General features: G+C 64.1%; 11 protein-coding genes. All 11 read left to right on the top strand.

Annotation, left to right across the window (positions count from 1 at the left end):
• Positions 1-1,352 (top strand): outer membrane homotrimeric porin (locus VN419_RS08015; RefSeq protein ID WP_325646286.1); only part of this gene is annotated, 1,352 nt, incomplete at its 5' end.
• 178 nt (positions 1,353-1,530) lie between these two features.
• Positions 1,531-3,006: an outer membrane homotrimeric porin gene (locus VN419_RS08010; RefSeq protein ID WP_325646284.1), complete on the top strand. Its 1,476-nt coding sequence runs from the start codon at positions 1,531-1,533 to the stop codon at positions 3,004-3,006.
• A 160-nt stretch (positions 3,007-3,166) separates the two neighbouring features.
• Positions 3,167-4,480 carry a histidinol dehydrogenase gene (gene hisD, locus VN419_RS08005; protein ID WP_325646282.1) on the top strand — a complete coding sequence of 438 codons (1,314 nt, stop codon included), beginning with the start codon at positions 3,167-3,169 and terminating at the stop codon, positions 4,478-4,480.
• 21 nt (positions 4,481-4,501) lie between these two features.
• Positions 4,502-5,410 carry a phosphoribosylaminoimidazolesuccinocarboxamide synthase gene (locus VN419_RS08000; protein ID WP_325646280.1) on the top strand — a complete coding sequence of 303 codons (909 nt, stop codon included), beginning with the start codon at positions 4,502-4,504 and terminating at the stop codon, positions 5,408-5,410.
• A 460-nt stretch (positions 5,411-5,870) separates the two neighbouring features.
• Complete coding sequence (rpsF, locus tag VN419_RS07995) at positions 5,871-6,194, top strand: 30S ribosomal protein S6 (protein ID WP_325646278.1); 324 nt, start codon at positions 5,871-5,873, stop codon at positions 6,192-6,194.
• 3 nt (positions 6,195-6,197) lie between these two features.
• Positions 6,198-6,458, top strand: coding sequence for a 30S ribosomal protein S18 (gene rpsR / locus VN419_RS07990; RefSeq protein ID WP_325646276.1), 261 nt, complete (start codon positions 6,198-6,200; stop codon positions 6,456-6,458).
• Positions 6,459-6,469: 11 nt separating this feature from the next.
• The gene (rplI, locus tag VN419_RS07985) at positions 6,470-6,952 is read left to right on the top strand and encodes a 50S ribosomal protein L9 (RefSeq protein ID WP_325646274.1); all 483 of its coding nucleotides are present in this window, start codon (positions 6,470-6,472) and stop codon (positions 6,950-6,952) included.
• Positions 6,909-8,366 carry a replicative DNA helicase gene (gene dnaB, locus VN419_RS07980; RefSeq protein ID WP_325646272.1) on the top strand — a complete coding sequence of 486 codons (1,458 nt, stop codon included), beginning with the start codon at positions 6,909-6,911 and terminating at the stop codon, positions 8,364-8,366. Before rplI ends, dnaB begins: the two co-directional genes overlap by 44 nt.
• Positions 8,367-8,411: 45 nt before the next feature.
• Positions 8,412-9,707, top strand: a complete 1,296-nt coding sequence (locus tag VN419_RS07975; RefSeq protein ID WP_325646270.1) for a phenylacetate--CoA ligase — start codon at positions 8,412-8,414, stop codon at positions 9,705-9,707.
• The gene (locus tag VN419_RS07970; RefSeq protein ID WP_325646268.1) at positions 9,704-10,216 is read left to right on the top strand and encodes a DUF456 domain-containing protein; all 513 of its coding nucleotides are present in this window, start codon (positions 9,704-9,706) and stop codon (positions 10,214-10,216) included. Before VN419_RS07975 ends, VN419_RS07970 begins: the two co-directional genes overlap by 4 nt.
• Positions 10,217-10,248: 32 nt before the next feature.
• On the top strand, positions 10,249-11,709 hold the full coding sequence (gene thrC / locus VN419_RS07965; protein WP_325646266.1) for a threonine synthase: 1,461 nt from the start codon (positions 10,249-10,251) through the stop codon (positions 11,707-11,709).
• Positions 11,710-11,818 lie beyond the last annotated feature (109 nt).

Below are 11,818 nucleotides of genomic sequence, written 5' to 3'. Positions count from 1 at the left end.
CCAAAGACCAGAGCTTCCGCATTGAACAGCGGATGCGCACCGCCTTCCAGTTCATCGCCAATGAGAACCTGAAAGCCGTCCTCGACACCCAGATCGGCTCCAACACCTGGGGTAACGGCATGTACCAGGTCAGCGCCGGCCGCACCCCGAACGCGACCACCGCCGGCGGCGCCAACAGCGCCGGCCAAGGCAACATCATGCTGCGCCAGGGCTACATCGACTTCAAGTGGCCCAACACCGCTGTGAACTTCAAGGTCGGCTTCCAGAGCCTGAGCCTGCCCGCGGCCTTCGGCGGCGGCAGCGCGATCTTTGACGACCAGGCTGGCGCCGCTGTCGTGAGCGCCCCGATCGTTGACGGCGTGAAGGTGCTGGCCGGCTATGTCCGCCCGTACGACGCCAACAACTTCGGTTCCACCGCGGCCGTCCAGGGCCACGGCACCTCCGCTGACGTCGGCTTCCTCGCCCTGCCCATCGACTACTTCAAGGGCTTCAGCATCGTGCCCTTCGGCGCCTTCATGTACGCTGGCGGCCAGGCTGCCGCTGCCGGCACCGGCGCCACCAGCCAGATCGGCTTCCAGAGCGCCGGCGTGAGCCAGGGCGAAGGAACCCGCGGTTACTGGGGTGGCGTTGCCTTCACCATGACTGCTTTCGAGCCCTTCAAGGTGATGGCTGACTTCAACTACGGTCTGGCCACCTACAACAACTGGTCCCTGGGCGCCCCCAATGCTGACAAGGGTGGCCGTCAGGGCTGGTTGGCCGACATCGCTGTCGACTACACCGGTCTGTCTATGATGACCCCTGAAGTGTACTACGTGTACACCTCCGGCACCGGCGACGGCAACGGCAACAAGGACGGCCGCATGCCGATCATGGGCAACCCGCAGAGCTGGAGCATCAACAACTCCTTCTACTTCGGCGACCGCAACATGATCACCGGCTTCAACACCACCTCCGCCGGTGGCTCCAACGGCGCTGGCACCCGCAACACCATGGGCTTCTGGGCCACTGGTATCGCGCTGAAGGACATCAAGCTCATCGACGGCTTCAGCCACACCCTGAACGTCATGTACGCCAAGGGCACGAACGATGCCGATTCCCTGAAGCGCAACCGCACCAGCGGCATGAGCTCCGGTTACGGCGTGTACCTGACCGACAAGGACAGCCTGTTCGAAATCGACCTGCAGAACAAGTACATGATCTACGACGCCCTGTCCCTGCAGCTCGATCTCGGCTACATCAACGCCAACATCGACAAGGACACCTGGCGCGTTGTCAATGCCAACTACGGCAACAACGAAATGCTGACCAGCAACGCTTACCGCGCTGCCCTGGGCCTGACTTACAGCTTCTAAGCTGCTGAACACCACCTGACGCTTCCCCGGGGCCGAGACGAAAGTCTCGGCCCCTTTGTTTTGTCCATAGTGGAGACGGAAACCGTATTTTCGTCTTGATTTTGCACGGAAATCCGGTTAGGAGTGTTTACTTACATCACGTTTTGTTTAAAATATCCGCGAGAAGGGGTGTTTACGCATGTCACGATCTAAGTTGTTGGTTGCAGCGGCACTGACGGTTTTGCTTATGGCCACCGGGGCTCAAGCGGCCGAGCTGACGGCAAGAGGATACTGGTGGATGGAGGCGGTAAGCCGCCAGAACTGGAATTTCAACAAGGGCCAAGACAACCACTTCTCCATTGAGGAGAAGCTGCGCACGGCCTTTGTCTTCACCGCCAACGAGAACCTCCGCGGCGTGCTCGATACCCAGATCGGCACCAACAACTGGGGCAATGGCCTCTACCAGGTCAGCTCCGGCCGCACCCCGAACGCGACCACCGGCGGCGGCGCCTACAGCGCGGGCGAAGGCAACATCATGCTGCGTCAGGGCTTCATCGAGTACAAGTGGCCCAACACCCTCACCAACATCAAAGCCGGCTTCCAGATCATCACCCTGCCTGCTGCCTTTGGCGGCGGCAGCCCGATTTTCGATGACCAGGCTGCCGCCTTTGTCGTCAGCACTCCTCTTACAGATGCTGTGAGCCTTACCGCCGGTTACGTCCGTCCCTCGGATGGCAACAATTTCGGTTCCACCGCATCCTTGAATGGCACCGGCACTGCCACCGACATGGTGTTCGCCAGCCTGCCCATCAAGGCCGGATCCATGAACATCACCCCCTTCGGCATGTACATGTACTCCGGGCACCAGTCCGCCGGGACAAATTCCAACCTGAACAATGTGGCCCTGCTGGGCCTTGCCGGGCCCAATGCTTCCTCGTCCGAGGGCGTGCGCGGCTACTGGGGCGGCGCCGCCTTCACCATGGCGCCGACTGAACTGCCCATCAAGGTCATGGCCGACTTCGACTACGGCAAAGCCACCTACAGCAACTACTTCAACAACACCAAAGACGGCGGCCGCGCCGGCTGGATGGCTGACCTGGCCATCGACTACACCGGGATGTCCAACATGACCCCGGAAGCCTTTTTCGTGTACTCCTCCGGTGAAACCGGCCGCAACACCGACCGTTCGAACCGCATGCCTGTTGTCGGCATCCCGCAGAACTGGACCATCGGCTCCTTCTTCTTCGGCGAACGCCTGGAACTGGCTGGTTCCATGAACAACCCCGCAGGCTACACCCTGTTCACTCTGGGCTACTGGGCTGGCGGCATCTCGCTGAAGAACATGACTTTCTTCGACAAGCTCTCCCACGACTTCAACCTGTTGTATGCGCGCGGCACCAATGATCCGGAATACCTGCGCAACAGCGTGAATCTGAACGGCGTCAAGTACGCGGGCTTCCTCACCACCAAGGACTCCCTGTGGGAAGTCGACCTGAACACCCGCTACAAGATCTACGACGAGCTGACCGCGTACCTGTACCTGGGCTACATCAAGTCCAATTTCGACATCAACACCTGGGGCGCTTCCGCCGTCACCAACGCCGCCTCCATCCGCACCGCCAAAAGCAGCGGCGACGCGGCCAAGGTTGGCCTGGGCCTGAACTACTTCTTCTAGGCCAAGACCACAGCATCAGCCACACGGGGGCCGGGGCGCACGCCCTGGCCCCTTTTTTGCGCCCCCGCAGGACCAAGGCGGCCTCGACTTTTAGCGGTGCTTCCGCTAGCATCCAAGGTTCGCAGAAACAGCGCACATCCCCTAGCCAGAGGTTCACAACATGCCCTGCCGCATCGTCCGCGTTCCCGCGGAGCTCAACGCCGAAGCGCTCCTGTGCTGGCTTTCCGGCCGCAAGGACCCCGGCAACGACATCAGCGCCACCGTGCGCGCCATCCTCGCCGCCGTGAAGAAGGACGGCGACAAGGCCCTGCGCGCCTACACCCGCAAGTTCGACGCCCCCGATCTCCCGGACCGCTTCCAGGTGCCCGCCAGGGACATCAAGGCCGCGCTGGGGAGCGTGCCCGCAGCCGACTTGGACATCCTGCGCGAGGCCATTGCCCATGTGCGCGATTTCCACGCCCGGCAGGCCGAGCAGTCCTGGTTCACCACCAGCCCGGACGGCACGGTGCTGGGCCAGATGGTGCGCCCGGTTGACCGCGTGGGCCTGTACGTTCCCGGCGGCCAGGGCGGCGAAACCCCGCTCATCTCCAGCCTGATCATGAACGCTGTGCCCGCCCAGGTGGCTGGCGTAACGGACATCGCCGTCATCTCGCCCCCGCGCAAGGACTCGACCCTGAACCCCTACATTTTGGCCACTGCCGCGCTTCTGGGCGTCAGCGAGGTCCACCGCGCGGGCAGCGCCTGGGGCATCGCCGCCCTGGCTTACGGCACCAAGAGCATCCGCCCGGTGGATGTCATCGCCGGGCCAGGCAACATCTACGTGGCCACGGCCAAGGCCATCCTGGTGGGCGAGGTCGGCATCGACATGATCGCCGGACCGAGCGAAATCACCATCCTGGCCGACGACAGCGCGGATGCGGACTACATCGCCGCAGACATGCTCTCCCAGGCCGAGCACGACCCGTTGGCTGCTTCCCTGTGCATCACCACTTCCGCACAGCTGGCGGAAAGCATCCGCACGGCCCTGGCCTCGCAGTTGGCCAAGCTGCCGCGCCGCGACCTGGCCGCCCGCGCCCTCAAAGACTGGGGCGGCGTGCTGCTGGTGGACAGCCTGGACGACGGCATCGCCTTGGTGAACCGCATTGCGCCGGAGCACCTGGAGCTGGCCGTGGACGAGCCCTTTGCGCTCCTGGGCAAGATCCGTAACGCCGGGGCCATCTTCCTGGGGCATCACTGCCCGGAGCCCGTGGGCGACTACTTCGCGGGGCCGAACCACGTGCTGCCCACCCTGGGCACCGCGCGCTTCTCCTCGGCCCTGTCGGTGCAGAGCTTCTGCAAGAAGTCCAGCATCATCGCCACGTCAAAGGACTACATCACGCGCAATGGCGGCAAGATCGCCCGCCTGGCGCGCCTGGAAGGCCTGGAGGCCCACGCCCGCAGCGTGGAAGTCCGCCTGGAAAAGAACACCAAATAACCGCACGTTACGGAGATCTTTATGGAATGCGTCACCACCACGGACATCAAGGAACTTCCGCTGCTTTCGCGCGGCAAGGTGCGCGACATCTACGAAGCCGGGCCGGACTCCCTGCTCATCGTCACCACGGACCGCATCTCGGCCTTTGACGTGATCATGGACGACCCCATCCCGCACAAGGGCGTGGTGCTCAACCAGATCACCCTGTTCTGGATGGAGATGTTCAAGGACCAGGTGCAGAACCACCTGCTGGCCACGGACGTGAAGGACTTCCCCAAGGTGCTGGCCCCGCACGCAGGCATGCTGGAAGGCCGCGCCGTGCTTGTGCGCCGCGCCAAGCCCCTGGCCATCGAGTGCATCGTGCGCGGCTACATCACCGGCTCCGGCTGGAAGGATTATCTGAAGACCGGCAGCGTGTGCGGTCACAAGCTGCCCGAAGGCCTGCGCGAGAGCGACAAGCTGGCCCAGCCCCTGTTCACGCCCTCCACCAAGGCCGAACTCGGCGCGCACGACGAGAACATCTCCGTGGCCGAGGCCATGCGCATCACCGGCGCGGAACTGGCGGGCAAGGCGCAGGAGCTGGCGCTCGGCATCTACTCCTCCGCGAGGGATTATGCTGAAAAGCGCGGCATCATCATCGCGGACACGAAATTCGAGTTCGGAACGGTGCAGGAAGGCGGCAAGGAGAAGCTCATCGTCATCGACGAGGTGCTGACCCCGGATTCCTCGCGCTTCTGGCCCATGAGCGACTACGCGCCCGGCCGCGGCCAGCAGAGCTTCGACAAGCAGTTCCTGCGCGACTGGCTGGAAGAAATCAAGTTCGACAAGCGCCCCCCGGCGCCCAAAATTCCGCAGGAGATCATCGACCAGACCCGCGCCAAGTACCTGGAGGCTTACCGCCTGCTCACAGGACGCGATCTGGGCGTGTAATCCCGCGTGCACCGCGGCCAATGGCCGGAGGGTTTATGGACTCGAGCATCTGGATTCTTCTTGCCGTTGTGGTGGGCTGGGTGGTCATGTCCCGGCTGATTCCCGGCGCGGGCTGAGGCCCCAAGAAGCAGTGCGGCTGGACGCCGCCGGCTCAGGACGTGAAGAAAGAGCAGAAGGACGACACGAAACCTGAGGACAAACACCAGTAAGGGGGCGGACATGTGGGAAAACATAGGCTTCCTGCTCACCGTCGCCGTCGTGGCCTACGTGTTCGTGGGCAAGGTGCTGCCGAAGTTCGGCCTGCGGGGCTGAATGCCCCGGCCGCCGGACCTCTGGGAGAAGTCCGAGAACTGCAAGAAATCCGATGACGCTTGACAGAGGGCGCTCTTGCAAGTAAGAGCACCCCTCTACCTTGCTCTTCCCCTGTGCGGGAAGGGCCAAAGACCAAAAGGAGCACCACATGCTGAATCACTACGAGACTCTTGTGCTCATGAGTCCGGAGCTGGCCGAGGAGAACCGCAAGGAGATCCTGGGCAACCTCACCGGAATCATCGAGCGCGACGGGGGCACCATCGGCCTCGTCGACGACTGGGGCATCCGCACCCTGGCCTACCCGGTCCGCAAACTGACCCGCGGCCACTACGTGCGTCTCGACTACACAGCCCCCGGCGCCGTTGTGGCCGAGCTTGAGCGCAACATCCGCATCACCGACGGCCTGTTCAAGTTCGTCACTGTCCGCCTGGACGAAGCGCCCGCCGCCGCGCCCAGCACCGAGGAGGCCTAGATCATGGCGTTCCGCAAGAAATTCACCCCCAAAAGAAAGTTCTGCCGCTTCTGCGCGGACAAGAACCTGCCGCTCGACTACAAGCGCCCGGACATCCTGCGCGACTACATCACCGAGCGTGGTAAGATCATCGCCCGCCGCATCACCGGTACCTGCGCCAAGCATCAGCGCAGCCTGACCACCGAGATCAAGCGCGCCCGGCAGATGGCCTTGTTGTTCTACACCACCGTGCACAGCACGGACGTCAAGAAGAAGACCGTCTAGGAGGGCATGACATGAAACTCATCTTGCGCGCCGACGTTGACACCCTGGGGCGCCTGGGGGACATCGTCGCGGTCAAGCCCGGCTTTGGGCGGAACTACTTGATTCCTCAGGGTCTTGCCATGCAGGCCACTGACGCCAATCTGAAACAATTTGAACTGGAGCGTAAGAAGCTGGCCGCCCAGGCCGACGGCTTGCGCGCCGAGGCCACCGATCTGGCCGCCAAGATCGCCGCCGCCACCGTGGTCATCACGGTCCGCGTGGGCGAAGGCGACAAGATGTACGGCTCCGTCACCGCCCAGAACATCGCCGATGCTCTGGCCGCTCAGGGAATCGACATCGACCGCCGCAAAATCGAGCTGCCCGAGGCCATCCGTGCCCTGGGCGAGTTTGAGGTCGATGTGCACCTGCACCCCGACGTCACCGGCGAACTCAAACTCCGCGTGATCAAGCATGGCCAGCAGGAAATCGCACCCGAACAGCAGCCCGAGGCGTAGCCCGGGCGACTCCCGAGATGATGGCGCGGAGGCCCTTGAACGGGCCTCCGCCGCTCTCTCACGGAACGTCCCCCCCCAGAACCTTGAAGCCGAGCAGGCGGTTCTCGGGGGGGTTTTTCTGCGCAACACGCTGTTCCACTCCCTGGTGGACGTCGTGCGCTCCGATGATTTCTACTCCCCCGCGCACAGGCTCATCTTCCGCGCCTTTGAGGACCTCTACTCGCGCAACGCGCCCGTGGACCTCATCACCGTCACCGAATACCTGAACCAGAACCAGGCGCTGGATTCCATCGGCGGGCCCGTCTACTTGGCCGAGCTCGCCAGCTCGCCCGTCAGTGCGGCCAACGCCATCTTCCACGCCGGCATCGTGCGCGACAAGGCCGTTGCCCGCCGCCTCATCGAGGCCGCCAGCGAAATCATCGGCAACTGCTACGATTCCCAGGATGTGGAAGGCCTGCTCGACCAGAGCGAGCAGTCCATCTTCAAAATTTCCGACGTGCGCTCCAAGACCACGGTCCACACCGGCAAGGAACTGGTGGACCGCGTGTTCAAGGAGCTGGAAAAGCGCGTGGGCAGGCAGGCTCTGGTCACCGGCATCACCACCGGCTACGAGAAGCTGGACGAGATGACCGCGGGCCTGCAGAACTCCGACCTGATCATCGTGGCGGCCCGTCCCAGCATGGGCAAGACCGCGTTCGCCCTCAACCTGGCCCTCAATGCCGCCACCAAGGGAGAGGTGCAGGTGCCCACGGCGGTGTTCTCGCTGGAAATGTCCATGGACCAGATCATGATGCGCCTGTTGTGCTGCCAGGGCCGCGTGGACCAGACCAACCTGCGCCGCGGCAGCATCGACGACCAGGACTGGGCCAAGCTGTACGACGCGGCCAACATCATCTCCACTGCGCCCATCTTCGTGGACGACACGGCGGCGCTCTCCACCATGGAGCTGCGCGCCCGCTGCAGGCGCCTTAAAAGCGAGCACAACCTGGGCCTGGTGGTCGTTGACTACCTCCAGCTCATGCGCGCCAGCCGCGACATCGACTCCCGCGAGCAGGAAATTTCCGACATTTCGCGCAACCTCAAGGCCCTGGCCAAGGAACTGAACATCCCGGTCATCGCGCTCTCGCAGCTCAACCGCAAGGTGGAAGAACGCGGCGACAAGCGCCCCATGCTCTCCGACTTGCGTGAATCCGGCGCAATCGAGCAGGACGCCGACGTGATCATGTTCATCTATCGTGATGAAGTGTATAACAAAAAAGAAGGCAACCCCAAGGCCGGGGTGGCCGAGATCATCATCGGCAAGCAGCGAAACGGCCCCGTGGGCGAGGTGGAGCTCTTCTTCAAGAAGCAGTACAGCCGGTTTGAAAATCTCAACACAATGGCGTACCCTTCCGAATACTTCACGTCCAGCTAGCCGCTTTCGACCAAGGACACCAGAACCGCTTCATGAGGGGGAGAGATGTACTACGAAGCCGCAGAGGCCCTGGCCCGCGAATCCCTTGAGAAATTGCAGACCGAGCGCCTGAAGCGCACCATCGCCACCTGCCTGCGCTCCCCGTTCTATTCCGGCCGCCTGGGCGCCCTCGGCCTCAGCCCGGATGATTTCAACTCCCCTGCGGACATCAAGAAGATCCCCTTCACCACCAAGGACGACCTGCGGGCCAACTATCCCTACGGCCTCTTGTGCCAGCCCATGGACCAGTACGTGCGCCTGCACGCTTCCAGCGGCACCACGGGCACGCCCACAGCGATTTTCTACACCCAGAACGACCTCGACTCCTGGGCCGGGCTTGTGGCGCGCTGCATGTACGCCGTGGGCCTGCGCAAGGGCGACGTGTTCCAGAACATGAGCGGCTACGGCCTGTTCACCGGCGGCCTGGGCATCCACTACGGCGCGGAGCGCCTGGGCCTTCTCACCGTGCCCGCGGGCGCGGGCAATTCCAAGCGGCAGCTCAAACTCCTGCGCGACTTCAAGGTGGACGGGGTGCACATCATTCCTTCCTACGCCCTGCACTTCGCCAGCTTCCTGCACCAGGAAGGCATTGATCCCAAGTCCCTCAATTGGCGTTTCGCGCTCATCGGCGCGGAGCCCCACACCGAGGAGGCTCGCCAACGCATCCAGGAGCTCCTGGGCCTCAAGGCCTTCAACTCCTACGGCATGACCGAGATGAACGGTCCCGGCGTGGCGTTCGAGTGCGAGAAACAGGCCGGCATGCACGTGTGGGAAGACGCCTACATCGTCGAGATCATCAACCCCGAGACCGGCGAGGACGCGGCCGAGGGCGAGGTGGGCGAGCTGGTCATGACCACGCTCTGCCGCGACGGCATGCCCATCCTTCGCTACCGCACCCGCGACCTGACCCGCTTCATCCCCGGCGACTGCGCCTGCGGCCGCACCCACAGAAGGCTCGACCGCATCACCGGCCGCGCCGACGACATGCTGATCATCAAGGGCTGCAACATCTACCCCATGCAGGTGGAGCAGGCCCTGATGAGCCTGCCGGAAGTGGCGCAAAACTACATCATCGAGCTCTTCAAGGAGGGCGAGATGGACCAGCTGCGCGTGAAGGTGGAGATCAAGGACGACTACTTCGTCGAGGACATGCGCGTTCTGACCGCGCTGCAGAAGAAGATCGCCGCCCGCCTGCGCGACGAGATCCTGGTCACCCCGCGCGTGGAGCTGGTGCAGCACGACTCCATCCCCAAGAGTGAGGGCAAGGCCGTGCGCGTGGTGGACCTTCGCGGCAAGGAATGAACCTGATTTTGGGGCTGGGCCTCGGCCTGGTCCTCTTCGCCCTGCTCTGGCTCAACCTGTTGTCCCTGCCGGGCAACTGGCTCATGTTGGGCGTTTTGGCCTTGTTCGTCTGGCTCGGGCCGGAAGGCCGCATGACCTGGACCTTCGTGGGCTGCATGGGCCTCTTGGCCCTGGTGGGCGAGGCCATAGAGTTCGCGGCCCAGCTCATTGGCGGCAAACGCGGCGGAGCCAGCGGGGCGGGCAATTTCGGCGGCATTGTGGGCTCCATCGCCGGGGCCGTCCTGGGCGCCCCCTTCGGCCTGGGCCTGGGCAGCATCGCCGGGGCGCTCTTCGGGGCCTGGGTGGGCTGCTTCGCAGTGGAGCGTCTGCGCCAGGAATCGTCCCACAAGGCAGCGCAGGCCGCCTGGGGCGCCTTCTGGGGCCGCGGTCTGGGCCTGGTCGGCAAGGCCGCCGCCGGGGCCGCCATCATCGTCATGAGCGTCGCACACATCATCAGTCCGGCCGCCTAGCGCGCCACAAGATCCCTTAAGGAGACTTCCGCATGTCCACCAGCACCTGCCCCGCCACCGCTTTCCCCACGTATCGCGGCCACATGGAATACGTCTGCCTTGGCTGCGGCGCGCGCTTCAACATCGATGAGCTGCACTACACCTGCCCCACCTGCAACGGCGTGTTCCTGCTCACCGACACCACCTTCGACCAGCTCAAGAAGACCAGCGCCGCCGAATGGCGCGCCATCTTCGATGCCCGCGCGGCCAGCAAGAACCCGGCCCTGCGCGGCATCTTCCGCTTCTACGAGCTCATGGCTCCGGTGCTGGAGGAAGACGACATCCTGTACCTGGGCGAAGGCAACACGCCCATCGTGGACTCCCCGCCCGCCCTGCGCGCGGATCTGGGCCTGAAGACCGCGTACAAGAACGACGGCCAGAACCCCAGCGCCAGCTTCAAGGACCGGGGTATGGCCTGCGCCTTCAGCTTTTTGAAGTCCCTCATCCGCAGCAAGGGCTGGACCGAAGTCCTGGCCATCTGCGCCAGCACGGGCGATACCAGCGCCGCCGCGTCCCTCTACGCCTCCTACGTGGGCGGCGCGGTGAAAAGCGCGGTCATCCTGCCCGCGGGCAAGGTGACGCCCCAGCAGCTGGCCCAGCCCCTGGGCAGCGGCGCGGTGGTGCTCGAGGTGCCCGGCGTGTTCGACGACTGCATGAAGGTTGTGGAGCACCTGGCCGACAACTACCGCGTGGCCCTGCTCAACTCCAAGAACGCTTGGCGCATACTGGGCCAGGAGAGCTACGCCTTTGAGGTGGCCCAGTGGTACGACTGGGACATGAAGGGCAAGTGCGTGTTCGTGCCCATCGGCAACGCGGGCAACATCACGGCCATCATGGGCGGCTTCCTCAAACTGCACGCCCTGGGCGTCATAGAGACCCTGCCCCGCGTGTTCGGCGTGCAGTCGCACCACGCGGACCCGGTGTACCGCTACTACGCGGCCGATGCGGGCGCGCGCGAGTTCAAGGCCGTGACCGTCACCCCCAGCGTGGCCCAGGCCGCCATGATCGGCAACCCGGTCTCCTTCCCGCGCGTGAAGCACTTTGCCGAAAAGTACGAAGCCATCGGCGGCGCAGGCTCTTTCCAGGTCATCCAGGTGACGGAGCAGCAGATCATGGACTCCATGATCGAGGCCAACCGCCACGGGCACATCGCCTGCACCCAGGGCGGCGAATGCCTGGCCGGGGCTAAGCGCGCCAAGGAACTGGGGCTCGTCACGCCCGAGGAAACCCTGGTGCTGGACGCCACGGCCCACCACCTGAAGTTCATCGGCTTCCAGGAAATGTACTTCGAGAACACCTTCCCGGCCGAGTTCGGCGTGACCCCCAAGCCGGAGCTGGCCAACCGCCCGGAACTCGTCATCAAGCCCGAGGACAAGGCCCGCCTGGCCGAGAAGGACTACGTGGTGCAGGCCGCGCAGAACGTGGTGGCGCGCCTGGGCCTGGCAAAGAAGTAGGCGCGCGCGTGGCCAAGAAGGCCCCGAAGCTCCGCGCCGACCTGCTGCTCTTCGAGCAGGGCCTGGCCGAGTCCCAGGACGCGGCCATGCGTCTGGTCATGGCCGGGGC

Source organism: Humidesulfovibrio sp. (assembly GCF_035560995.1).
Classification (GTDB): Bacteria; Desulfobacterota; Desulfovibrionia; order Desulfovibrionales; family Desulfovibrionaceae; genus Humidesulfovibrio.
The sequence above is the reverse complement of the archived record's forward strand: the minus strand, read 5'-3'. Positions and strand labels throughout refer to the sequence as shown.

Coding starts and splice junctions, on each gene's coding strand:
- VN419_RS08010 (WP_325646284.1), top strand. CDS start 1,531: ATGTCACGATCTAAGTTGTTGGTTGCAGCGGCACTGACGGTTTTGCTT.
- rpsF (WP_325646278.1), top strand. CDS start 5,871: ATGCTGAATCACTACGAGACTCTTGTGCTCATGAGTCCGGAGCTGGCC.
- thrC (WP_325646266.1), top strand. CDS start 10,249: ATGTCCACCAGCACCTGCCCCGCCACCGCTTTCCCCACGTATCGCGGC.
- rpsR (WP_325646276.1), top strand. CDS start 6,198: ATGGCGTTCCGCAAGAAATTCACCCCCAAAAGAAAGTTCTGCCGCTTC.
- VN419_RS07975 (WP_325646270.1), top strand. CDS start 8,412: ATGTACTACGAAGCCGCAGAGGCCCTGGCCCGCGAATCCCTTGAGAAA.
- VN419_RS08000 (WP_325646280.1), top strand. CDS start 4,502: ATGGAATGCGTCACCACCACGGACATCAAGGAACTTCCGCTGCTTTCG.
- hisD (WP_325646282.1), top strand. CDS start 3,167: ATGCCCTGCCGCATCGTCCGCGTTCCCGCGGAGCTCAACGCCGAAGCG.
- rplI (WP_325646274.1), top strand. CDS start 6,470: ATGAAACTCATCTTGCGCGCCGACGTTGACACCCTGGGGCGCCTGGGG.
- dnaB (WP_325646272.1), top strand. CDS start 6,909: ATGGCCAGCAGGAAATCGCACCCGAACAGCAGCCCGAGGCGTAGCCCG.
- VN419_RS07970 (WP_325646268.1), top strand. CDS start 9,704: ATGAACCTGATTTTGGGGCTGGGCCTCGGCCTGGTCCTCTTCGCCCTG.